This is a genomic window from uncultured Gilvimarinus sp. (genome assembly GCF_963972205.1).
In the GTDB taxonomy this organism is placed as follows: Bacteria; Pseudomonadota; Gammaproteobacteria; order Pseudomonadales; family Cellvibrionaceae; genus Gilvimarinus; species Gilvimarinus japonicus.
On sequence record NZ_CAXAUC010000003.1, the window covers coordinates 61,429 to 85,045 of the forward strand.

General features: G+C 53.8%; 24 protein-coding genes. 7 read left to right on the forward strand and 17 right to left on the reverse strand.

Features of this window, described 5'->3' with window-relative positions; genetic code table 11:
• Positions 1-26: 26 nt before the first annotated feature.
• The 4 genes from AACY82_RS07265 to AACY82_RS07280 all read right to left on the reverse strand — a co-directional run bounded on the left by AACY82_RS07265 (position 27) and on the right by AACY82_RS07280 (position 3,692).
• Positions 27-554 (reverse strand): Ig-like domain-containing protein, encoded by a 528-nt coding sequence (locus AACY82_RS07265; RefSeq protein ID WP_339616124.1) that lies wholly within the window; start codon positions 552-554, stop codon positions 27-29.
• A 10-nt stretch (positions 555-564) separates the two neighbouring features.
• Positions 565-2,154, reverse strand: coding sequence for a DUF4331 domain-containing protein (locus tag AACY82_RS07270; protein ID WP_339616125.1), 1,590 nt, complete (start codon positions 2,152-2,154; stop codon positions 565-567).
• Between the two features lie 276 nt (positions 2,155-2,430).
• Positions 2,431-3,162 (reverse strand): anti-sigma factor, encoded by a 732-nt coding sequence (locus tag AACY82_RS07275; protein WP_339616126.1) that lies wholly within the window; start codon positions 3,160-3,162, stop codon positions 2,431-2,433.
• Positions 3,159-3,692, reverse strand: a complete 534-nt coding sequence (locus tag AACY82_RS07280; protein ID WP_339616127.1) for a sigma-70 family RNA polymerase sigma factor — start codon at positions 3,690-3,692, stop codon at positions 3,159-3,161. Before AACY82_RS07280 ends, AACY82_RS07275 begins: the two co-directional genes overlap by 4 nt.
• Before the next feature lie 359 nt (positions 3,693-4,051).
• Between AACY82_RS07280 and AACY82_RS07285 the strand changes: the two genes are divergently transcribed.
• Positions 4,052-4,309, forward strand: a complete 258-nt coding sequence (locus tag AACY82_RS07285; protein ID WP_339616128.1) for a Rho termination factor — start codon at positions 4,052-4,054, stop codon at positions 4,307-4,309.
• On the opposite strand, the gene dkgB is transcribed toward AACY82_RS07285, so the two are convergent.
• From dkgB to AACY82_RS07300, 3 genes are all read right to left on the reverse strand, one after another.
• On the reverse strand, positions 4,303-5,118 hold the full coding sequence (dkgB, locus tag AACY82_RS07290) for a 2,5-didehydrogluconate reductase DkgB (RefSeq protein ID WP_339616129.1): 816 nt from the start codon (positions 5,116-5,118) through the stop codon (positions 4,303-4,305). The genes AACY82_RS07285 and dkgB overlap by 7 nt on opposite strands.
• A 196-nt stretch (positions 5,119-5,314) precedes the next feature.
• Positions 5,315-5,764 carry a prepilin-type N-terminal cleavage/methylation domain-containing protein gene (locus AACY82_RS07295; RefSeq protein WP_339616130.1) on the reverse strand — a complete coding sequence of 150 codons (450 nt, stop codon included), beginning with the start codon at positions 5,762-5,764 and terminating at the stop codon, positions 5,315-5,317.
• A gap of 129 nt (positions 5,765-5,893) precedes the next feature.
• Positions 5,894-6,697, reverse strand: a complete 804-nt coding sequence (locus tag AACY82_RS07300) for a putative RNA methyltransferase (RefSeq protein WP_339616131.1) — start codon at positions 6,695-6,697, stop codon at positions 5,894-5,896.
• Positions 6,698-6,822: 125 nt separating this feature from the next.
• Here AACY82_RS07300 and AACY82_RS07305 point away from each other — a divergent pair, with 125 nt between their 5' ends.
• Positions 6,823-7,914 (forward strand): CvpA family protein, encoded by a 1,092-nt coding sequence (locus AACY82_RS07305; RefSeq protein ID WP_339616132.1) that lies wholly within the window; start codon positions 6,823-6,825, stop codon positions 7,912-7,914.
• Positions 7,915-7,997: 83 nt separating this feature from the next.
• On the opposite strand, the gene AACY82_RS07310 is transcribed toward AACY82_RS07305, so the two are convergent.
• The 9 genes from AACY82_RS07310 to AACY82_RS07350 all read right to left on the reverse strand — a co-directional run bounded on the left by AACY82_RS07310 (position 7,998) and on the right by AACY82_RS07350 (position 17,631).
• Positions 7,998-8,978, reverse strand: a complete 981-nt coding sequence (locus tag AACY82_RS07310) for a malate dehydrogenase (RefSeq protein ID WP_339616133.1) — start codon at positions 8,976-8,978, stop codon at positions 7,998-8,000.
• A gap of 379 nt (positions 8,979-9,357) precedes the next feature.
• Positions 9,358-10,980, reverse strand: coding sequence for a family 16 glycosylhydrolase (locus AACY82_RS07315; RefSeq protein WP_339616134.1), 1,623 nt, complete (start codon positions 10,978-10,980; stop codon positions 9,358-9,360).
• 726 nt (positions 10,981-11,706) lie between these two features.
• Positions 11,707-12,312, reverse strand: a complete 606-nt coding sequence (locus AACY82_RS07320) for a helix-turn-helix domain-containing protein (protein WP_339616135.1) — start codon at positions 12,310-12,312, stop codon at positions 11,707-11,709.
• 465 nt (positions 12,313-12,777) lie between these two features.
• The gene (locus tag AACY82_RS07325; RefSeq protein ID WP_339616345.1) at positions 12,778-13,392 is read right to left on the reverse strand and encodes a dUTP diphosphatase; all 615 of its coding nucleotides are present in this window, start codon (positions 13,390-13,392) and stop codon (positions 12,778-12,780) included.
• Positions 13,393-13,467: 75 nt separating this feature from the next.
• Positions 13,468-14,259 (reverse strand): TatD family hydrolase, encoded by a 792-nt coding sequence (locus AACY82_RS07330; RefSeq protein WP_339616136.1) that lies wholly within the window; start codon positions 14,257-14,259, stop codon positions 13,468-13,470.
• Between the two features lie 72 nt (positions 14,260-14,331).
• Complete coding sequence (locus AACY82_RS07335; protein WP_041523574.1) at positions 14,332-14,682, reverse strand: PilZ domain-containing protein; 351 nt, start codon at positions 14,680-14,682, stop codon at positions 14,332-14,334.
• 115 nt (positions 14,683-14,797) lie between these two features.
• Positions 14,798-15,460: a DsbA family protein gene (locus tag AACY82_RS07340; protein WP_339616137.1), complete on the reverse strand. Its 663-nt coding sequence runs from the start codon at positions 15,458-15,460 to the stop codon at positions 14,798-14,800.
• Positions 15,460-16,527: a lytic murein transglycosylase gene (locus AACY82_RS07345; protein WP_339616138.1), complete on the reverse strand. Its 1,068-nt coding sequence runs from the start codon at positions 16,525-16,527 to the stop codon at positions 15,460-15,462. The genes AACY82_RS07340 and AACY82_RS07345 overlap by 1 nt, the downstream gene beginning before the upstream one ends.
• A gap of 102 nt (positions 16,528-16,629) precedes the next feature.
• Positions 16,630-17,631, reverse strand: coding sequence for a DNA polymerase III subunit delta' (locus AACY82_RS07350; RefSeq protein WP_339616139.1), 1,002 nt, complete (start codon positions 17,629-17,631; stop codon positions 16,630-16,632).
• Positions 17,632-17,768: 137 nt separating this feature from the next.
• Here AACY82_RS07350 and AACY82_RS07355 point away from each other — a divergent pair, with 137 nt between their 5' ends.
• Positions 17,769-18,419 carry an RluA family pseudouridine synthase gene (locus AACY82_RS07355; RefSeq protein WP_339616140.1) on the forward strand — a complete coding sequence of 217 codons (651 nt, stop codon included), beginning with the start codon at positions 17,769-17,771 and terminating at the stop codon, positions 18,417-18,419.
• A 155-nt stretch (positions 18,420-18,574) separates the two neighbouring features.
• On the forward strand, positions 18,575-19,762 hold the full coding sequence (traF, locus tag AACY82_RS07360; protein ID WP_339616141.1) for a conjugal transfer protein TraF: 1,188 nt from the start codon (positions 18,575-18,577) through the stop codon (positions 19,760-19,762).
• A gap of 41 nt (positions 19,763-19,803) precedes the next feature.
• Here traF and tmk read toward each other — a convergent pair whose 3' ends face one another.
• On the reverse strand, positions 19,804-20,448 hold the full coding sequence (gene tmk, locus AACY82_RS07365) for a dTMP kinase (RefSeq protein ID WP_339616142.1): 645 nt from the start codon (positions 20,446-20,448) through the stop codon (positions 19,804-19,806).
• A 271-nt stretch (positions 20,449-20,719) separates the two neighbouring features.
• Between tmk and AACY82_RS07370 the strand changes: the two genes are divergently transcribed.
• The 3 genes from AACY82_RS07370 to AACY82_RS07380 are packed head-to-tail and all read left to right on the forward strand — an operon-like array spanning position 20,720 to position 23,614.
• Positions 20,720-21,433: a thermostable hemolysin gene (locus AACY82_RS07370; RefSeq protein WP_339616143.1), complete on the forward strand. Its 714-nt coding sequence runs from the start codon at positions 20,720-20,722 to the stop codon at positions 21,431-21,433.
• Positions 21,426-22,919, forward strand: a complete 1,494-nt coding sequence (locus AACY82_RS07375; protein WP_339616144.1) for an AMP-binding protein — start codon at positions 21,426-21,428, stop codon at positions 22,917-22,919. Before AACY82_RS07370 ends, AACY82_RS07375 begins: the two co-directional genes overlap by 8 nt.
• Before the next feature lie 5 nt (positions 22,920-22,924).
• The gene (locus AACY82_RS07380) at positions 22,925-23,614 is read left to right on the forward strand and encodes an iron-containing redox enzyme family protein (RefSeq protein ID WP_339616145.1); all 690 of its coding nucleotides are present in this window, start codon (positions 22,925-22,927) and stop codon (positions 23,612-23,614) included.
• Positions 23,615-23,617: the final 3 nt, after the last annotated feature.

Below are 23,617 nucleotides of genomic sequence, written 5' to 3' on the forward strand. Positions count from 1 at the left end.
GCCCGGGGTAGAACGATGATACCCGTTTAGTCAGCGTCTTGAATCAAGTCGTCGTAGGCATTTGCCTCGGTAACGTCTTGTTCAAACTCCCGACCATTAACCGGCAAAGGTTCGTCCATTGCTTGCTGATTAAAGACCGAGCGGCTGTAGGTACTAAACGATACCTGCATGGCATCGACCGTAATACTTACCTCTGCCGCGCCCGAGGTGTCTTCGCCATCGGATACGGTAAAGCTAAAGCTATCGGTACCGGTAAAGGTCGCCGCTGGCGTGTACATAAAACTACCGTCAGCCTCGATCATCACCTGACCATTGCTTGGCTCGTCCATCACCATAAAGCTCAGCTCATCGCCATCGGCGTCGGTGGCTGACAACATATCCGTCAGTACCGTGTCGGCTTCCGTGGTAAAGTTTGCCGTCTCCGCCATAGGCGCTTGGTTTTCGGGCTCTGGCATTGGATCGGGGTTATAGTCGTCATCATCGTCGCTGCCACAACCGGCCAACAGCAGGCTACTGGACAGCGCAATTAATGCAGTGCGTGTAATGCTGTTCATAGTGTCCTCCTTACTCAGACCCGGCGATAGGATCGGCCAGATACGGGAATGACGTGTCCATCATGCCAGCATTGGTGGGCGCACCATCGGTAAATGGTACAGTACCGACGACCGCATCTTCCGGTGCGCAAAGACCAAGATCAGTGTCTTCGCCCGCAACCGGCACTGGGTGACACAGGCGACCCATTACAACGCGCAGTGCGATATCGACTACGTCGTCACCAGGGCGACGGCCATTAGGGAAACCGGCCAAGTCATCACCCGCCACACCAAACGCTGATTGTTGCTCAGCGGGTACAGCAGCAATACCGGTGTTTAAGCGCAGCATTTCCGATGGCGTAACCATAGCGAGCTGGTTAACACCTTCAAAGCCGGTTAAAAAGGCGGTAACTAAATCCAAACGCGGAAATTTAGTGGGCGCCAACGTTGCAAAGTCGGTATCAAGAGTTTGATTGACAGCATCTTTAAACAAGATGTTGAGCAGCTCGGGTAGGCTTGGGTGAGTCACATAATCGGCAAACTGGGCGTCATCTTTTGGCTCGCTGGCCGAGAAAGTGTCTTTGTCTTTTAAGCCGATAACCAACTCGTTAACCAAGGGATTACCCAAACGCGATACTTGTGTCAGCGCACCGCCGTTAACCTCTGGCTTGTCGAAGGTTGCCATCGGGTTAAGAATACGCGCTTGCGGCAAGCTCGCGGTTGTCCAACTACCGATCACACCATTACCGGAACCCGTGACACAGCTTTTGGGGACTTCGATGGCGAGCGCGGTCACGTTTTTCCAGCGCAGGTCATCATTTTCCATGGACTGAGTGATGCCACCTGGGAAACCGCCGCCATCGTCAGCGCCTGGAGCACTATCGCCTTCAACCGGTACATAATTTACAAGATCGAAGGTTTTACCGAGGTTAACGGTGAAAGGGTCTTTACGTTGACCGACAAAAACTCGCGCGTTCATATCGCAACCGGGCAATGCCACCTCGTGCACAAAGCTGTCGGCGTAATCAGAGTAACCTGACTCAGAGCCAAAAGTTTTATTGCCTATGTAATCGAGCGGCTTAGTGAACATTGCGCCGCCACCGTTGGCCTCTTCCAGCTCCATCGCCGTACCGGTACGACGGTCGCCGGTGACCATAGTGACCGAGTAATGCTCAGAAAAGTTAGCCTTCGACTGATCACCCGCGGAAATACCGCCCACGTTTTTCAGTGGTACCGCAATGGATTTTTTCTCGCCTTCGGCACCCACCTCTAATGCAACACCTTCACCATCGGCAGGCAACATTGAATCGAAGCGAAACTGAAAGGTAATGTCTTCCACCGCATCCCCGTCGTTATCGACATGAATGCTGTAAACCGCGTTGGGGTCCATAGCAAAGTAATTAGGACCGCCGTAAGCATCTTGCAGAGGAATATAGTTTGCAATCATGGTGACATAATCGTCACGTCCTGCTTCATAACTGTTAAACGCGTAAAAATCTGTGGAATCTACCGTTGGCATTCGCGTAATGCTTGGTGCTTCACGGTGACTTGAGGCGTTTGCGCCCATCGCTAAACTGCCGCAAATGGCGGCGATGGCACATGTCAACTTATACTTTTGCATGATTTTCTCCTTGATTAACATGATCGTCACTGTCCTAACGGATGAAATTTACTTTTGGATGCATTTATTTTTACTTATTTTAATAAATACGGTTTTTTTTACGTTTTGACGCTTTTTGTAAGATATATAGCCGGACTGTTATAACTAGCGGCTACTTTTAGGGCGTATAAATTTCGATTCGAAATCGATTGCTCTAACGGTGAACTAACACCATTAACAGCGTAGTAACAAAAGAAGCCAAGGGTACAAAACTTACCCTTGGCTTAAGTAGATACCTTAAAGCGCAACAAGCTGTGAGGTATAAAGCACTTGTGTAGGCGCGCCATTGGGCGAGCCACCTACAGGCTCTAAACTTACCGCCAGCGCCGCCACTTGCACTTGATCAAATAAATCACTGCGCGCTAGCGTTAAGCGGCCATCTTTAGGCAATAAACCCAGCGACACTGGCGCACGCCCATCGGCGGCCACCAACCACAGTTCGTAGTCTTTATTGCTGACAGGACTAAATTGTTCGGTCGCCTGAACTTGAATGTCGCGCTCGGTTAGCTCGATCAACCACAAGGCTTCAGCTTGCGCACCCTGCACCACAGCTACCTGTGAGGGCGCCGTTGAAACCTCAGCTTGGCCCCACCATAAATTTAGCGCCAATGCGACGGCCACAATACTGGCGGCGCTGGCCAGCCAGCGCCAACGATTAACCGTTGTTGCCGCAACTCGGCCGATATCAGTTTGGGGGAGCGATACAACCGTGTCGGCTTTACCATCTCTGTCGTTGTACGCAAAGCCCAGCCGCCGCTGAATGGCTTGCCATACGCCGGGGTCTGGTTGACGCTCGGGCAGGGCCGCACCCAACCCGTTTAAGTGCCGCTCCCATCGCCACAAGGCTTGGCGCATGGGACGGTGATTAATTAACAAGGTTTGATAACGCAGCCGCGCCGCGCCGTGTAAAGTGCCCAACACATACTCAGATGACAGGCTGTTTTTGCGCTCTTCGGTTAGATAGTTCATCGCTCAAGGCACCTCTTTAACGTTTGCAGACCACGGCGAATCCAACTTTTAATGGAGCCCAAAGGCGAGCCCGTATGCACGCACAACTCCGAGTGGGTCAAACCGCGAAAATACGCCAACTGAATGGTCTGGCGCTGTACATCGTCCAACGTGTCCATACATTCATCAATGCGAGCGCGTTCACGCTCATCAAACAAGGACACTTCTGGCGTGTGGTCACTGCTCGGTTCATGGTCTGTTTCACCGCGCTCTCGCTTGTGAGCCGCCGAGCGCAAAATATCCAGCGCGCGATAACGCGCAATACTAATCATCCAGACGATCACCGAGCCCTTATCGCTGTGATAATCACAGGCGTTGTGCCAAATCCGCACGTAGGCTTCCTGCATTGCCTCTTCGGCAAGATCTTTGCGCTGTAACAGCTGTAAACACACCGCGTACAACCGCCCCGAGGTGTTTTGGTACAACTCGGCAAAGGCGCGTTTATCACCCGTTGCGGTAGCGCTTAATAATTTAATGTGGCTCGAATCCATGCGTTCTCCCAGAGAGTTTTTGCTTATTTTAAAGGCCCATAGAACAGTACGGCGTCAGTGCGGATTTGGATGCCCAAAATGTCCCACTAACGAGTAAGGCCTGTATCACCCACCGCAAAATCAATCGGGGGCAGAACAATTTGCATCTTGTTGTAAGCCTTACGCGATTGCCTTAATACAGAGGCGCAAAAGTAATCACCTTATCGAACGCTGCCGCTAGAGCGGCAAACAGCCGATAACACTAGAAAAACTGGTGAGAATTATGCATCCATTGAAGCTGGCTAAAACGAGTAGCTGGAGGGCAATTGCCTACTGGCGTCGATACATACCGCGACTATTGCATAACGGAGTAGCTGAATATGGCTAAAACTGACTACGGTCCCAGCATCAAAGATGATGAGCAGTATGAGGCGCTGCGTCGCGAAGGGGCGAGCAAAGAAAAAGCAGCGCGCATTGCCAACTCGCCGCGCCACCGCACGGGGGTGCGCGGTGGGCATGCGCCGCCTTACGAGCACTGGAGTAAAAAAGCGTTATATCAACGAGCAGCCGAGCTAGATATTAGCGGCCGCTCGACGCTAGACAAAGAAGGACTAATTCACGCGCTGCGCGATCACTGATCCCACTTGGGCGAGAACGGCGGATTGGCCACTCGCTCACCGCGATCGAGCTGATCAATCTGCGCAATTTCGTCGGCACTAAGGGTAATACGCAGCGCCTCGAGATTGGCTTTTTGGTGCGCCGCTTTGGTGGATGACGGTATCACCACAATGTTTTTGCTGGCCACCCAAGCGAGGGCCACTTGTGCCGCCGTCGCCTTGTGGGCTGCGGCTATTTTTTGCAGCACCGGCTCATCCATCACTTTGCCCACGGCCAAAGGCATATAACCTGTCACTTGAATGCCTTTGGATTGGCAATGCTGCACCAGTTTAGTATTGGCCAGTAACGGGTGCACCTCAACTTGGTTGGTCGCAATACGTTTACCACAAGGCAAACCTAAGGCCTCGTCGATTTGCGCGATGGTAAAGTTGGATACCCCAAACGCTCGGCAAAGTCCTTGCTCGCGGGCCTTGTCGAGTGCGCCCAAATACTCTGCCATCGGCACTTCGTTGTCGGGCGAGGGCCAGTGAATGAGCGCCAAGTCGACGTAATCCATATCAAGCTTGGTTAAACTCTCTTGCAATGCGGTAATGGCGTCATCATCGCTGAGGCGATCAAACCATATCTTGGTGGTAACAAAGATCTCCTCGCGCGGTACGCCACTTTCGCGTATCGCTCGCCCCACGGCGGCTTCGTTATCGTACATTGCGGCGGTATCGATATGACGATAGCCCAACTCCAAGGCAGACTTTACCGAGGCGATCACAATATCGTCTTGCAGCCGAAACGTTCCCAAACCCGGCTGCGGTAACTGAACAGAACCAGACATACCCTACTCCTTAAAAATCACTGTGAGAAAAATACCCTACTGAAATGGAGGCCGCATCCGGACAACACAAGGGAGCTTTACAATAGTTAATTTTGATAAGGCAGGATTAAGAAGCTCGCCAAGCCAATCGACAGGCATAAAAAAGCCGAGCGAGCTCGGCAAGAGGGTTTTACAAAAAAGCTTTATGAGCGCGCCGTTAACAGCCGCTCGTTTCGGCGACAACCACCGGTGGTGCACCGGTACCATCCGCGGCGTTGTACTGCACCTCGCAATCACTGCCGCTATAACCCGCCAACTCAAAAGTCGACGGGTTACCGCCGGTAAAGGTGTAGTCGATTGCATCAAAGGCTACAGCCAGGGCAATGCCATTGGCGCCTGCGGCCGGGTATTCGTTAACCATATTAATGGTTTGCCCTTCCATATCGATGGTGGCGGGCTCGCCCTGCACCAAAGAGGTGGCGTGTGCCAAAGATGACGCCGACTTAACCGCACCTAACAACCCCTGAATAGACGCAATACGCGCTTCGCGCTCTAAGCCACTTAAGCGAGGTATCGCCACCGCGGCGAGAATGCCGATAATGGTGATCACGACGATCAGCTCAATGAGAGTGAAACCATTATTTTTGTAGGTTATTGAACGTTTCATAGTATCTCCGCGTCGTTCTCCCGGCAGGCTAGCACCAGTGTAGTATAGCCATTAAAATTTGACGTACCCATGTATAACGCTGGCGTCATTATACACATATCCGCTAGATGGCACCCGAATTAATAGGCGTTAGTTCTTACGGTACACCTGAATACTCATATCAGCGGTGTCCCGCAACTGTGTTAAACCCAACAATGACGACTGTTGAGCGGGGCTGGTACTCCAGTAATGGGGGGTCATTTTCAGCAGGTTGGCTATTTGTTGGCCATCGTGTAACTGAATATCGAACGTTAAACGCTCTTGGCTGACCAAGCTCAACCCGGCAAAGTACGCTTGCTGCTTGGCGCTGCGATAGGGCCGAACCTCATCATATAATGCCGCGCGCAGGTTGGGTAAATGGTCATCCCCCGGCCCCACAAACACCACCAAACCGCCGGGCGCTAACACCCGCGCAAACTCGGCCTCGTCGACAAAGCAAAATACCGACAACACCGAATCGAAAACGCCATCCAAATAAGGCAGCTCCGCCACACTGGCGATACACCAGTCGATGCTTTTACTGCGCCGACACGCCGCCTGAATCCCCTCTTTAGAAATATCGACCCCAGCCACGTTAACGCCGGCAGCGGCAAGGCTGGCAGCGTAATACCCTTCCCCACAGCCGGCATCCAGCAGTTGCTGCAGGCTGTGCTCGCGGCACAATTGCACGAGCCTATCGGCCAACGGCTGATAAAACCCGGCCGATAAAAATTCCCGCCGGGCGTTGATCATCATTTTATTGTCGCCGGGCTGCTTTGACGCCATTTGATGCGCCAGCAGTAAATTCACATAGCCTTTTCGAGCAATATCAAAGCTGTGGTTGGCAGCGCAGCGATAGGTAGCCTCCCAGCGCTCGAGTGGCGCCTGGCAACTGGGGCAGCGGTATAAGGTCATGGAAGCGCCTCTTTAGGTTTAGGCCGTAACGCCTAAGCGTATGTATTTATGGCTGTTATCTGGAACCGGCCGCCCCCGTGAGATAAGATCTGCTCTTGCATAATGACAATGAACTGGACGGATCTATGGGTGTTTCGGCAATAATCTTTGGTATCGCCACGGCGTTTTTTGCCATTCGCGGCTATTTTAATGGTTTTTGGGGGTCGCTAGCACGCATAGTTGCCTTGGCAGGTGCTTACGCCGCGACTTTTTTCTACAGCAAAGACGTGGCCGAGCTGATCAAGCAGTACACCTCGCTCACAGGAATCGCGGCTTACCTTGTCGGCTCAGTCGCGCTGTTTTTTGCGGCACTTATCACCATTCGCCTGTTGTTTTGGATTCTGGCCAAGCTTACGCCATCCCAGGGTGAAGGAGAGCCGGGCCCGCTATCAAGGCTTGGCGGCGCTGCCGTAGGCGCGGCGGCGGGTGCCCTTATTGGCTTGCTGTTGGTGTATTTGTTTGGTGTGTATGACTCGGCGCAAAACCTTAAACAAGAGACTCCAGCACAATCCAGAACCACCACGCCGGTAGATGCCGCCGCCCGTAAACTCGTCAGCAAATCGGCCGGGGGCCTGCTTGCGTTATCGGGCAAGAGTGACAACGCCGTGCGCATTACCGAGTCGGTCGTGGCCGATCCGGTAGAGAGCCTGGACCGAGTCGGTCGGGTGAGTAATAACCCGGATATGCGCCAACTGATGGCAGACGCTCGCGCCCAGCGTTTAATGCAGCAAGGCAAAGTCGACGAGCTGATGCAAGTGCCGGCGTTTCGACGCTTGATGGAAGACGACGACTTGCGCCAACTGATGCAAGACGCCGGCATGGACATCGACAACCGCGACGATGCCCGCGACACGGCGAAAAAATTTGCCCTTGGCTACCAGCAGTACCAGATTAAAAAAGACGACCCACGAGTGCAGGCTATTTTGCATGACCCCGAGTTTAAACAGCAATTGCAGTCTGACAATAAACTGCCGCTACTGCTGAACCCCAAAGTAAACGAACTGGCCGAGATCATCTTTGTCGAGGGCGCGCAATCGATCGAGCAAGTCGATGCCGACAGCCAATACCGCATTGAAGATGCCGACAATGCCGAAGTGGACGAAACCGGTAAAACCATTTATCGCCACACCGACGAGAGCGGCCGCACTTACTACTCCGATCGGCCGCAGGGTAACTAACCGGCTCTAATGTAGAGTCACCCTATAAAAAAGCCCGCCTGAGTGAGCTCAGGCGGGCTTTTTTGGGCAAAGCAACTTACCGCTTATGGCAGTAGGTCAGCAACCGCGTCGCGCTCTTCACGCAACTCTTGCTCGGTAGCCTGCATACGGCCTTTCGAGAACTCGTTGTTCTCTACGCCTTGTACAATTTCCCAGTCGCCGTTTTTGCACACGCACGGGAACGAGTAAATCAGGCCTTTTTCGATGCCGTAGCTGCCATCGCTGTATACACCCATGCTGACCCAATCGCCCTCAGCAGAACCCAGCGCCCAAGAGCGCATATGGTCGATAGCCGCATTAGCCGCAGACGCTGCAGAAGACGCACCGCGCGCTTTAATAATCGCCGCGCCGCGCTGTTGTACTGTGGGGATAAAGTCGTTTTCGTACCAGCTTTGGTCGATCAGGCTCATGGCGTCTTCACCGGCGACAGTGGCGTGGTGAACATCCGGATACTGAGTCGCTGAGTGATTACCCCAGACCACCAGATTTTTAACATCAGAGATGGTTTTGCCGGTTTTTTGTGCCAGCTGAGTCAGAGCACGGTTGTGATCCAGGCGCATCATAGCGGTGAACTGACGTGGGTTAATGTCTGGCGCGTTGCGCTGCGCAATCAAAGCGTTGGTGTTAGCAGGGTTGCCCACGACCAGCACTTTAATATCGCGCGAGGCGTGATCGTTGATGGCCTTGCCTTGTACCGAGAAGATTGCGGCGTTAGCCGACAGCAGATCTTTACGCTCCATGCCTGGCCCGCGTGGGCGCGCACCTACCAGCAAAGCGTAATCGGTGTCTTTAAAGGCAACATTAGGATCGTCGGTGCAAACCATACCGGCCAGCAGCGGGAAAGCGCAGTCGTCCAGCTCCATAGCGACGCCTTTTAGGGCTTCCAGCGCAGGAGTGATTTCCAGCAATTGCAAAATAACCGGCTGATCTTCGCCCAACATGGCGCCAGAGGCGATGCGGAACAACAGGGAATAGCTGATTTGACCAGCGGCGCCGGTGACGGTAACTCGAACGGGTGCTTTCACTTTATTTCTCCGTAGTTTGCAGGCTTAAGCGGGGTTGCCGCACCACCTGTCAGTGAGGTAATTAATCGGGCTAAGGCGGCGAGCCTCGCAGAACCCCTAACCGGCGCCCAAGGTTGAGGACGCAGCCGGGTTCTCGCAACGCTGGCAAGATATGCGCTAGCCAGATGACCAAGACGAGTAAGCAGTTAGGGCTCACGCATTACCGCGTCCGGACGGGCCGGTATTATAAGCTATTGAGAAAAAATTTCATCTATAGGAGGGGGACGTATGCGAGGCGGGCTTAAAGAGTAGACAAAGGCGTCAAACTGACCGCATCTACCGCATGCAGCGGCATCGCGTCACTGGCACCACCGCACCGAGGCGCGGTGGTGCCACAGGGCTAATCGGCGGGCACCTCTAAGCGGACATTGTCAAACGACACATCAATCGCACCGTTGGATTCAATGACAAACATATTAGCAATCAACTCGATATTGGCAGAGCCCCCGGCCAGTGAGTTACCGCTAGCGCGAAGCGCCTCGACACCGATGCTAAAACTGCGCCACTCCCCCAGGGGCGCAACCGGTACCGTGGTATCACTGGCGTTGGGCCAACCGCTGTCGATTTTTACCAACAAGTTGCTGCCATCGGCCGCGCTGTTCACCTTGTAATCAAACGCCAATACCCCGCCATCTACCCATGAGGATAAATCAGCGGCGCCATCGCTTACCTGAAAGTAAACATTACCGTCCACCGCCGGCTTGGCGTAATTAAACACAAAGCCCCGGCCCTCTTCGACGATATCGCTCGACCAAGTCACCTCTCCTGTCGGGTTATAGCTGTTAACCTCTAAACCGGCGACCAGAGCGTCGTCAAACATGGTAAATAATGGCGGCGTGGCAAACTCCGAGCCTTGTAGTGCCGGTGGTGTATGCCCTTCTATCAACTCGGCATCGTCACTTACGGTGGCACAACCCTGGCCAGTAGAGGGTTCACCCGAACACTCGTATACCCGCACATAATCCACTTCCATGGTTTGTGGGAACACCGACTCGTCGATGCCGGTCTCATTGACGTTGCCGGCCCAGTTGCCACCAACCGCCAAATTAAGCAGCATATGGAAAGGAGAGTGGCGGTCAAAAGGCGCGCCTTCCGGCGCATCAATCAGCTCGCCCCCCACCTCGTACTGAGAGTACCAGCCTGAATCCCGGTGAGTCGCATAGTGCACATCGTCCACGTACCAGCGAATTTCACCGGCTTCCCACTCAAGCGCATACTCGTGAAAGGCGTCGGCGGGGTTGGCGCCATCGGGCAACTGATAATAAGCCCCCGAATGCACGTTGTTTGGCCACGTACTACCATAGTGCAAAGTGCCGTGTACTCGTGACTCTACATCCCCATCGGCAGCACCGGGGGCATCCGACTGAGCTTTTAGGTTAACCGCTTCCATAATGTCAATTTCGCCACTGGAGGCCCAAACACCATAGGGCGAATTGGTCGGCAGCATCCATATCGCCGGCCACGTGCCCTGCCCAGCGGGCAGTTTGGCACTGATCTCAAAGCGACCAAACGCCCACTCAGCCAAACCGCGCGTGCGCAAGCGGGCCGACGTGTAAGGCAACGTCGTCTGTTGACCACCCTCACCACTGGGAGAGTTAGAGCCGGTAAAGTCCTCGCGTTTAGCGACTATGGTGAGCATCCCATCGGTAACGTAAGCATTTTCAGCCCGATCGGTATAACACTGCTGCTCGTTGTTGCCACCGCCCCAACAAGAAGTCTCAAACTCCCACTTGCTGGAGTCGATTGCATCGCCGTCAAAGTTATCCTCCCATATCAGTTGCCACTCGTTACTCGCAACTGGCTCACTACTGCTTGAGCTGCTGTCGGCGGAGCTACTTTCACTGGAACTGGAGCTAGAGCTAGACGCTACTGGGGTACTGGACGACGAGCCGCTATCGTTGCTGCCGCCACAGGCGGACAATGCAATCATTAGGCTGATGGCAACGCTCAATTTGCATTTCATGGGGGGAGTCCTCATTATTATCGTAGATTCGGTTTCCATCGCCCCGTGCCAATAACACAACACGTGTACGACAGCTCGAACCAGTATTGTCCAACCGGGAGAGGACGGCGCCCCACCTTGCGCAAAAGCGTAATATGGGAAGAGCTTATGCAACAGATATGGCGGCGCGCTCAGTGTCACATCGCAACGATGACAAAAGAGATACTAAAAAACTCGCGAACCGACGACAAACCGTGTAAGAGACATGACCGTAGAACCAATACTAATCTGGCAAGGCCCGATCAATCATTTTCAACGCGTTACGGATGTATGCGACACGATTATTGCGCTCTCACACACTTTTCAAGATCGAGTCAGTTTGGTTAGGAATAAAGGCGGTATCTGGGGATGAGCTGCTCTGGCTTCAGTTATGGTTAAAAGCAAAATCATTGACTGGCACAGTCAGAATCGGTGTAATTAATATACAGATCTCGCCAGCGTGACAACGCACGTTTCTCTTTTTAACCGGCTGCAGAGACAGACCGTGGCCCAAGCCAATCCCTCTCTGCGAGATATTCATTTTGTCACTTGCCTAAGTGATAGCTTACGTGAGCGCAGCCCACACTGCTTTCTCTGCCGCTTCACAGCCTTCACTTTGCCCTGTTCACTTAGCCACTAAAATAGACCTCCATGGGACACAGTCGCGGGGAACTGAAAAGCCGTGCTTCGTAGCTAGGCGAAACCTATTTACTCCTCGGGCGTGATCTCAAATCCATAAACTATACCGCTTTGCCCTGAAACCTTAACAGAAGCAGGCTGACGGTACTCTGCCAAAACAGAAGGCGCTGATATTAATTTATACTGCTGATTCGCCTGTAACTCGTAGATTTTAGCTTCAAGTAATATTGACCCATCGGGGGTATTAAGAGGCACAACTGTTATTTTTAGTTGGTTTTTCAGTTTGTACTCGCTTTCGGCGCCCACGGAACCGGAAAAACGTACATCGGCGAACGGTTCGTTATTTTTCAAGACTTTAACAGCAAGAGTAATCGAGTCTACCTCAGTGCTTGTAGCGTACAAAACCAAAGACGCTACAGTCATCATCATTACTATTGTAGTGCCAACAGCCATGTGTAAGTAACGTTTCTTTTTTGGCTGTTCCACCAACTCAGCTACCGTCATACTAAAAGCAGACGCTAAAGCCAACACCGACTCCTTAGAAGCCACGCCACTCTTTTCAATCCGCTGCACGGTACGCAGACTGATATTGGCCGCTTCGGCCAGGTGTTGTTGACTCCAAGCTTTTTGAGTACGAAGCTCTATCAGTTTATTGGTATCTATATTCAAATCCATATTCTTGCCCTCGGTTATTGGCAATTTATTCTGACCGAAAACAAGCTCCGTTAATGACGAAAGTTTTACGACACGGTTACGACATCTTTACGTCAGCAGACCATTTAGTTGGGTGCCCACTGGATTCTAAACAAATCGCGAAGAGGTGCTACGAAGCACCGCTTTTAACCCCCTGCAACCAGCCGAACGGAGGTCTATTTTAGGGGTAAGCAAACAGGAACAAGGTGAATGGCGCGGAGCGACAGAGAGAGCAGCCTGGGCTGCGTTTGCGCAAGTCTCATCAGGCCACGGATGGCATGTCGAGACAGCCCTCTAAAATCGGCCGTAGCGATGGAACCCGTTATAGCTGCATGGACGCAGTGCAGGAGAGGCCATTTCGTTAGTTTGATTTGCCCAGACCAAGAAAATTCACTCGCCACGCCCGGCTATACGGGCATATGAAAAAGCTGACAAAGCCAGACTTAACTACTTAACGTAGCGCCCTTCCAAAGCCCCATAAACCGCTTTAGAAAAACCCACATCAGAGGCATCCAAAGCCTCAACTACCTCCACTAAATGCTCGTTATCCTCGCGGCCATCGGCCCAAATTTTACGGTAGCTACCGTCTTTATAACCGTGATCTTGACGAAAAAAGTTAAGCACATTTTTACCCACATAACGGCGATAAAGCTCGGCGTAACTCATATTAACGCCCGCCATTAAACGGCCAAACAGTTCTAAATGAAACGCTTGATCGTTAAGGGTGGCGGCGGTAAAGGCTTCTACATCTAAACGTAGGTCGGTTTGGTCGGTGTTGATATCCAGCTCGCTTGCCACTTTATCGGCAATCTCATCAACGCTGGCACCGCTTTGTAAAAGAATACTTAAACCAAAGTGCCAAATATCGATCAGCTCTAGTGCGACTTGCTCGGTGTCGGGGGTTTGGTGCTTCCACCACTTCCAGCCGTAGTGATCCATCAGCTCGCCACATTCGATCCAGATGGCCCGGTACCAGGCGTTGCCCTGCTCGCGCCACGCGGAGTGGACTTTGCTGTTCATGTCGTCCTGCAACTGCAGCATGGCGCGGGTTTGTTGTTTGATGGTTTCCAGTGACACGGGCAAATCCTCAGGGTTTTTAAACTGTGCTGTTATTTAGTGGGTTGCTTTATGAAGGCGCTACTGCGGGCGGTGCGCTTGCGCCCGATTAAACAGCCGATAAAAGTTCTCGGTGGTAATTTCGGCCAATTCAGCGTAGCTGATGCCTTTAAGGTCGGCGACAAATTCGGCGACTTCACGCACATATTGCGGCTCGTTGGGTTTGCCGCGATACGGCACCGGTGCCAAGTACGGCGAATCGGTTTCGACCAATAAGCGATCGAGTGGCATATTGCGCGCGACTTCTTGCAGCTCTTTGGCGTTTTTAAAGGTGACGATGCCCGACAGAGAGATGTAGTAGTTCATCTCCATGGCGGCTTGGGCCATCTCCCAGCTTTCGGTAAAGCAGTGCAACACACCGGCGTGCTCGGGGTTGCCGTGGGCCTTGATTAAATCGAGAGTATCTTGGCGCGCGTTGCGGGTGTGTACCACGACGGGTAAACCCACCTGCCCGGCGACCTCTAAGTGCAGCGCAAAACTGGCTTTTTGCTCATCGATACTGTCGGTCTCGTGGTAGTAATCGAGGCCGGTTTCGCCAATGGCGACGACTTTATCGCGCCCGGCCCACTCAGTTAATTGCTCGCGGGTGGCGGTACCGGCCGACACATCGCACGGATGCACCCCCACAGAGGCTAATACCGAGGGGTTTTGCTGGGCGATCTGAATAACCTGCTCGACGTTATCTAAACTGATGCTGATGCACAGCATTTGTTTGATGTCGCGCGCGTGCGCGGCGGCCAAGGCTTGATCGAGCTGGCCGTCGTAGGGGTCGAGATTAATTCTGTCCAGGTGGCAATGGGAGTCCACTAGCATATTGTCACCATTTTTTGGCTGTGTGTATTAAATGACGCGGGTTGGGTACAGGCGGCGCCGAACAGCGCCGCGTTACATGGTATGGGTGGGCCGGTCTGACTCGAGCGAGCCGGCCAAATAATTCTCTATTTTGGTCACGGCAGTGTTGTCTTCGTCGGTAAATTGCACACCAATACCGGCGGCGCGGTTGCCTTGGGCGCCTTTGGGCGTGACCCACACCACTTTGCCCGCGACGGGGATTTTTTCCGGCTCATCCATCAAGTTAAGCAGCATAAAGACTTCATCACCCAGTTTGTAAGGCTTATTAGTGGGGATAAACAGGCCGCCGTTTAGCACATAGGGCATATACGCGGCATAGAGTACGGCTTTGTCTTTAATGGTCAGTGAGAGAATGCCGTTGCGGGCGCCGCCGAGTGCTTGCATAGAGTCGATCCGATCAATAAGCGCTGTAAGCTACAACGCTAGGCTATTTATACGTGTAGATAATATCTATCACAAAGGTAATGGATAAGCCGCACGGTGTCCAGCGCCGGGCCCGCTAGCACCAGCTTGCGCTATCCGGAGGCCGATTGAGCAACTCCTCGACATTGGCGCGTATCACCCGATACCCGACATTGCCAAACAAAGTTTGCCGCCCACCGTCGAGCACATACGAGGGACTGCCTTTGATGCCGGCAAGGCGCGCGCCTTGGTAGTCGGCCATTAAGGCGGCCATCGCCGCGCCGCTGTCGATGTAGCGTTGCAGCTCAGTCCAACCGAAGCCGGCATTTGCGGCAATGCTCGCCAATACCGGCAGCTGGGCGATATTTTGGGCGTGGGCAAAAAACGCCTGGCGAATAGCCAACGCCAGGGCCGCCCCTGCGGGAACACCTGCCGCAAGCTCAGCGGCTTTAATCACTAAATGCGCGCTGGCCGAACTTGCCGGGCGCACACGCGTCCACACATCGGGATGCAGGGTGAAATCAGAATACTCGTTTAATGCGTGAGCAACATGTTGGGCAAAACCATCATAACCGCCCCGCTCGCCCCAGTTAGTGGCTATTTTGCCCGCCACATCGCCAAACACATCGACGCAGTGGTAACGCAACGCCACCGCGTCTTGCATCTGTGCTTGCAACTCATCCACCCGCTGCTGGGCCACCCACGCCCAGACACAGAGCACATCGCTGTAGTAATCGATACTAATGGGCGAGCAGGGCATTATTTTAACTCATCCGACAGTAAGCCGATGGATAACGCGTACTTAAACGACGGGTTAAAACTCATGATGGTGCAAAAGTTACGGTAGACGATATAACCTTTATTATCGCCTTTGTCGGCCAATACCAGCGCCGCTGGAATTGATACATTGGGCAAGTCTGACCCGTCGGCGCGGCGCACCCCCAGCTTTTGCCAATCGCGCAAATCGCGCCATACGCCTAAGCTTTTAAAGCGTTTACAGTCAGCATCGGGGGTTAAACCGGCCGCCTGTTCGGCGGGCAAGCTTTGCTCGCCGCCCTCGGGCAACTGTACCGGCCGGCCCCAGGTTTGGTCATCGCGCCAGCCGCGGGGTTTGAAGTAGTTAGCGATCGAGGCAAACACATCGGCCTTGGTGTTCCAGATATCGCGTTTGCCATCGCCGTCAAAATCGACGGCGTACTGCTGATAGCTATCGGGCATAAACTGCGACTGCCCCATAGCGCCGGCCCACGAGCTTTTCAACTCAGCGTAGGTCGGGAAGCCGCTGTCGAGCATATCGAGGGCGGCTAGAAACTGCTTGCGAAAATAGGGCCCACGGCGTTTGTCGTAGGCCAGCGTCGCCAGTACATTAAAAATGGGCTCTTTAATGGGGTAAGTACCATAGTTGGTTTCCATCCCCCAAATTCCCACCAAAAAGCGCGGCTGTACGCCGTATTTTTGCGCGACTTGATTGAGCACCTCGGCGTTTTCGGCCATCAACTTGCGCCCGGTGGCAAATTTCCAATCGGTTAAGCGCGCACTCAGGTAGCTGTCGTACGTTTGCACCACCTCGGCTTGATTGCGATCAGTTTTAATGATGCGTTTTACCGGTGGGGTAATTTCTGAGAAGGCTTGCTTTAGGGTTTGCTCGCTAATGCCGCGCTCTTTCGCTTCTTGGTATAACTCATCGAGCCAGAGCTGAAACTGCGCATCCTCTTCAGATACGGCCGAATCACCGGCGGGCTCGGCGGCAAACAGCGCTCCGGGCAACAGGCTTAACGTTAAGCCTAACAGCGACAACCGAAGCATGCGTGTAGCGTTTTTTATCATAGCGATTTACTCGATGGGCAAGATTGAGAGTACAAACATTACCATAGAGTCTGAATTTTTTGTGGGTAACGGTTCAGCAAATTGCCAACAAGTGTAAAGCGTTTAACCGCGCGCCCTTAGCAAAACACCCCAATCCATCAGCAGCTCTTCTAACAGTAATTGCACGTTGGGGTTAGCACCACTGGCCAGCAGCTTTTTGCTGTGTAGCAATTTTTCTTGGAAACGGTGCAGCAAGTTCGGTGAAATGGCTTTTAGCGTTGCATTTAAACCGGCATCAATATCGGCAAAGCGCGCACACTCGGCACCTACCTGCCAACACGCCAAGTCGTGTAGCCACGCGCTAAACCAGTCAACCGCAGCACGACCATCACCTTTTTGCCAGCTGGCGGCAACGCTTAAGGTGTCCGTTTGGCCTAAGGTCAGCTGGCACAAATCGCTGGCCCAGCGCTCACGTTGATCGAGTGCGTCCCCTTGCAGTAAATCGCGCGCGGCCAGTGGCGCCCCCCGGCTCAACGCTAACAGCTCGGCCGCACTGTGGCCCGAGCCCGACACCAGCGGCGTCAACCAGTGTAAGCTTTGCTCGTGGGGCGGTATCGCCATGGTGCGCAACTGACAGCGGCTGCGAATAGTGGGCAACACACCACTGGGAGAGTCGGTAACTAAAATCAATAAAGTATCGGCGGCCGGCTCTTCCAGCGTTTTTAATAGCGCGTTCGCGGCATTGCTGTTCATGGCCTCGGCCGGCATTAAGGTCACCACTTTATAGCCCGACTGCTGCGCGGTTTTATTTTGCGCCTCGGTCAACGCTCTTACATCACCCACTTTAATCGCCTTGCCGGGCTCTTCTGGTGCCACTTGGATAAAATCAGGGTGGGTACCGGCACGGTTTAGCTCGCAGGACTTACAGTTACCACAGGCAGACTCAGACACCGGCCGCTGGCACAATACATACTGCGCCATGGCCGTCGCCAAGTGCCGCTTACCCAGACCGGGGCTGCCCGAGAGCATTAGCGCGTGGGGTAAACGGCTATCACTAAACTGCTGTACAAAGCCCTGCCATAACTCTTGTTGCCACGGGTACGGCAGTGCGGGGAAGTCACTCATGTCTTGTTCATCCAGTGTTGCGAGCGCGCAGCTTACCAAGTGGCAGCACATTTGGCGATAATCGCCCTTGTACGAATGGCGACGTCTGGGATAATGGCCACCACCTGACTGCCGAGCCCTACTATGACTGTATCGCTATGACCCCATCTTTGCCCACACCGTCTGTGCCGCTCGTGTACCAAGATGATGCTTTGCTTATCGCCAATAAGCCGTCGGGCTTACTGACGGTGCCAGGGCGCGGTCCAGAAAAACAAGACTGCCTGATTAATCGTCTGCTGGTGAGTCACCCCAATAGCCGTATCGTCCATCGCCTAGATCAGCCGACCTCGGGTATCGTGATTGTGCCGCAAAGCTACGAGGCGCTGCGCCACATCGGCCGCCAGTTTGAAACCCGGCAGGTCAGTAAACGCTATATTGCAGTGGTGGCGGGTATTATCGAGCAAGACGAAGGCTCCGTCGAGCTGCCGTTGATTTGCGACTGGCCCAACCGCCCGAAGCAAATGGTTGATTGGGATAATGGCAAAGCCGCCATCACCCATTACCGGGTTTTGGCGCGCGACACGGACACCCAGCAAACCCGCGTCGCGCTAACACCGGTCACCGGCCGCTCTCACCAGTTGCGGGTGCATATGCTCGAGCTGGGCCATCCCATTGTGGGCGACACGCTCTACGCGCCCGAGGCGGTCATTGCCGCAAGTAACAGGCTATTGCTGCACGCCGAGCGCATCAATTTTGAGCACCCTATCAGCGCTGAGCCATTAACGATTGAATCTTTGGCGCCTTTCTAGCTCCTCCTAACCTCACCGGTATTACCGCTTCTTACCGCCCCACACCTTCCGCAATGCTCTGTACCCCCAATATTGACTATGTATTTTTATGCGCCAAGTGTTTAGAATCGCCGCGCGTTTTGGCGCATTTATCTAAATCATGGAGCTGTAGAACAATGAACAAAGCAATACTCGCTACTTTAGTAGCACTCGCCTCCCAGTCTGCCTTTGCGGCAGATAACGGTAACGGACGACTGAGCGGAAAAGCGGGCGCCGCTTGGGCGACTGGCGACTTTGTCGATGGCGCATTACTTAACCCGAGTTTGGCCGCTAACTTTAAGGCAGAAGACGATTTCGCGCTAAATTTAAATCTGGGGGCTTTCGCAACAGACCCTGATGATCTCATCGAGAATGTTGATGATCTGGACGACCTACTCGATAAGTACGAAGGTAATGGTTACAACAGCACTGCTGGCTACAGAACCTCTCTAGACTCAGATGACGCTGAGAAGATTAACGAGCTACTGCAGGATATTGACGGCAGCGCCGCTTACGTTGAAGGCGGTGCGAGTATAGCGGTGGCCATCCCCAACCAGGTTTTAGCCGCTACCGCCTTTGCCCGGGCTTCATTGACCGGCAGCTTTATACCTGACATCAGCGACAGTGACTTCACGCTGATCGAAAACAGTGTCGATGCGCCCTTCTCCAGCGACGAGCTAACCTCTGAGGTAACTACCGTAGGCGCCCTCGTCACGGAATATGGCGTGGCACTTGGCAAACGCCTCAGCTGGCGTGAAGAGGGCGATTTACTCGTCGGCGTAACCCCCAAAATGGTCGATGTTGAAACCTTTTATTACCGCGATAACGTCAACGATTTTGACGTCGATGAGATCGAAGACAATCACGAAGATTACACCTACAGCAGTGACTTTTTTAGCTTAGACGCCGGCGCCACCTACCTTAAGGGCCCCATGAGTTACGCCCTTGTGCTCAATAACATCATTGGCAAAGATGTCAAAACCGTGGTTGAGGGTGAGACGTTATCCATCAAACCACAAGCCGTGGCGGCCGTCGGTTACGATATTGAGTGGTTTAATGCCGAGGCGGCGCTAGATTTAATGCCCGCCGAGAACTTCGCGTTACATGATGACGTGCAACAGCTGCGCGTGGGCGCCGAGTTTGGAGCCAACTATTGGGCTCAGTTACGCCTGGGCTATAAAACAGACTTAGAAGGCACGCTTGAAGACACCTACTCCATTGGTGTCGGCCTCAGCCCCTTCAATGTGGTCAATTTAGACATCGCACTCACCGCGGGCGATAAAAATACCTACGGCGGCGCCTTGCAACTGGGCATGCGCTTTTAGCCGCGACAACCCGACGTAGCAGGCCCTGTGAGCCGCCCGATCTATAGCGATAGACTCGGCGGCTCACTTAGCAGGCGCGCCAAACATCCCGCAATATCCCGCTGAACCTCGTTTAACGTCTGACTTGCATCCACTTGCGCGTAGTGCGCCGGGTTGGCATCGGCGCGCTCGCGGTAGGCCGCTCGCACCCGATTAAAAAACGCAATATCCTCACGCTCAAAGCGGTCCAACTCGGCCCGTGCGGCCGCGCGCTGTAGGCCCAGCTCGGGTGCGATATCAAGTATCAGCGTTAGATCGGGGCGCAAGGTATCTTGCACCAAGTGTTCTAGCTCGCCAATCACGGTTTTATCCAGGCCCCGGCCGCCGCCTTGGTAGGCGTAGGTGGCATCGGTAAAGCGATCGCACAGCACCCACCGGCCCTGAGCCAAGGCGGGTTTAATCACATGTTCTAGGTGTTGCGCGCGCGCGGCAAAAATCATTAACAGCTCGGCTTTGTGGGCTACCGGCTCATCGCGGGTTGCCAGCAATAGCTCGCGCAACTGCTCGGCCAGCGGTGTGCCGCCCGGCTCGCGGGTAACCAATACATCAATACCGCGCGCGCTTAGCCACTCGTGCACAAAGGCCAGATTAGTACTTTTGCCGACACCTTCGGTGCCTTCGATGGTAATAAATTTTCCCGTCGCCAAGGGTTAACCGCCTTACTGTTTACTTGGTTTTTGTCTATTTTTTTGTCTTAACTGCCGTCTTACAGCGCACGTAACCTTGGCTAACAGGCAAGGCGATGACGGGCATTGCGGAGCAGTTTACACAGACTCGGCCAAACAGACGAGAAACCGCTGAGCGCCAGCGCGCAAAATAATAACAACCAATGGCGCATAAAGTCATATCCCTTAAGGTTGCCTTAAGGTTCGCAGATTATCTTATCTCATAACAACCACTCCCACATTGGGTTATGTTATGAGCTATATCGACCAAGCGCCCTATGAGACCCAACACCACACGCGGCCTGCTTTATCGCTGCCGTTTTTTGGCCTGCCGCGCTGCGAGCTACTGAGTCGTGGCTGTGACGGTCGGGCGCAAGCCGAAGCCCACATCGTACATGCTTTTAAAGAAAGTCACGGCGCCCATATCGATCACTTTCTTCCGGTGCTTGCTGGGCTGTCATGCAATGAGCGCTTTCAGGCCGTCGCCGGTATCGCCGATGCCAGCAAGCACCCGTTGTTTGCCGAGCATTACCTCGACATGCCCATCGATAAGATGTTATCCAAACGCTATGGCATTACGGCCAAGCGCAGCGAGATTGTCGAAATTGGCAATCTTGCGTCAAACTGGAAAGGCAGCAGTCTTTTACTGCTCGTATTTATCGGTGAAATGCTGTATCGCCTAGGGTTTCGCTGGTGTGTTTTTACCGCCACACCACAAGTGGCTAAGTTATTGGCAAGATTAGATTTTGCCCCGCAGTCGATTGCCGATGCAGACCCATCACGCCTACCCGACGGCGGCGCCCACTGGGGACGTTACTACGATACCCAGCCACAAGTGCTGCTGGGGGATTTGTCACAAGCTATCATCAAGGCAGATCAAAATCCTGCCTCGCGAGCGGCCAAACGCGCACTGAATACGCAAATAGACGACGCTTGTGCGCTATGGCGGGAGCTGGACCATGAGTAAAGTTCTCGCCTCTATTGCCCATCAAGCATCGGCCCACCCAGACATGGCGGCCTTAATCGACCACACCGGTGGTGTGTCTTACGGCATGTTGTGGCATCGCATCGAAACCCTCGCGCACGGACTTACTGAGTCTGGCTACCAACGACTGGGGCTGGTTGGTGATAACTCACCAAGCTGGGTCATCGCCGATCTGGCCGCCTGGAAAGCCGGTGTCACCTTAGTGCCAATACCCAGCTTTTTTTCTCCAGAGCAATGCATGCACGTGGCCCGCTCTGCCGGTCTGCAGGGGTTGATTGGTGAGCTGTCGCAGTTGCCAAAACCAAGCCAGCCCACAGTAGACCGAGGCTTGAGTATATCGCCTCTCGAAACCTCTGAGCCCCTACCCGAGATTCCTGAAGGAACCTGCAAGATTACCTTTACCTCGGGCACTACCGGGCAGCCCAAGGGCGTATGCCTAGGAAGCGAGGAGCTCGATGCCATCACCGCCGCGCTAGCGGAGCGGTTGCCGATGGAGCAGCTAATGTGCCACATGGCGCTGCTGCCACTGGCGACGCTGCTGGAAAATATCGCCGGGGTTTATGTGCCCTTAAGCCAAGGAAAAACTCTGGCGCTGCCTCGCGCCCAAGAGACCGGGCTGCTGGGCAGCTCGCGCCTAAACAGCCAAGCGCTGGCTCGCACGCTTCAAAAATACCGGCCCAACAGCTTGATTTTGCTGCCGCAAATACTGGGGGCTTTAATACACGTTGCTCGCGAAAGCTCAACGGCGCTACCCGATAGCCTGAGCTTTGTCGCCGTTGGCGGCGCGCACACCCCGAAAACTCTGATCGAGCAGGCGAGCGCCCTTGGTATACCAGCGTATCAAGGCTACGGCCTGTCCGAATGCGCCTCGGTGGTATGTCTCAACACGCCCGGTAACAACAACCTAGGGAGTGTCGGTAAACCTTTAGCTCACCTTGAAGTGGCCATACACGACGGCGTTATTCGTGTTAAAGGTCAAGGGTTTCGCGGCTACTTGGGACAAGGCGCGGACACCAGCGATAGCGAGTGGCTCGACACTGGCGACTTGGGGTATCTCGACCAGGACGGTTTTGTCTATATCACCGGCCGCCGCAAAAATCTTTTGATAAGCAGTTATGGCCGGAATATCTCGCCGGAGTGGATTGAAGCCGAGCTCGCCCTTTTACCCTGCGTGGCTCAGGCACTGATTTTCGGTGATGCTCGGCCGTTTTGCGGGGCCATTATCGTACCCGCTGTTAACAGTGATGCTGTGCAGATACAAAGCGCGGTGAAGCGGCTGAATCAACGCCTACCTGACTACGCAAGAGTCATGCTCACGCTGCTGAGCGACACGCCTTTTACTGTGGCCAATGGTTTGTTAACCGAAAACGGTCGAGTGCGCCGCGAGCTTGTTATCAAACAGTATGCCGAGCGCATCAACGAGCTTTATACCAACGCCACGCAAACCGAATCCATCACCGAGGAGTGACCCCTATGAGCTTTTTCAACGACTTGATCGCCCGCACCGAAACACAACGCCAATACTTGCTTGAAGCTCCGTTAATTCAGCGCTGCATGCAGGGGCTGCCGCTCACCCTCGATGAGTACCGCTGTTTTTTGGCTCAGGCGTACCATCACGTTAAGCACACCGTGCCCCTGCTAATGGCCTTTGGCAGCCGCCTGAGGATGGATCAAGAGCCCTACCGGGAAGCCATTGCCGAATACATTGAAGAAGAACTCGGCCATCAGCGCTGGGTGCTCAACGATTTAGTCGCCGCCGGTGGCGACCGAGAGATGACAGTCCATAGCCGACCGCTGCCGGCGACAGAGTTGATGGTCGCCTACGCCTACGACACCATTGCGCGGGTCAACCCAATGGCGTTCTTTGGTATGGTACTGGTGCTTGAAGGCACTAGCATCAACCTCGCCACCCAAGCCGCCGATCGAATTCAACAACAGCTTGCGTTACCCGACAGTGCATTTAGCTATTTGCGCTCGCATGGCAGCCTGGATCAAGAGCACATGGTGTTTTTCGAAAAGCTGATGAACAGTGTTGACGCTGAAGAGGATCGCGAGGCTATTACCCACGCGGCGCAAATGTTTTACGGCCTCTACGGCAATATCTTTCGCGAAATTGCCACACAGAGCCCCAGCCAACCTATGCCCATCGCTGTGGGGAGCTGATTA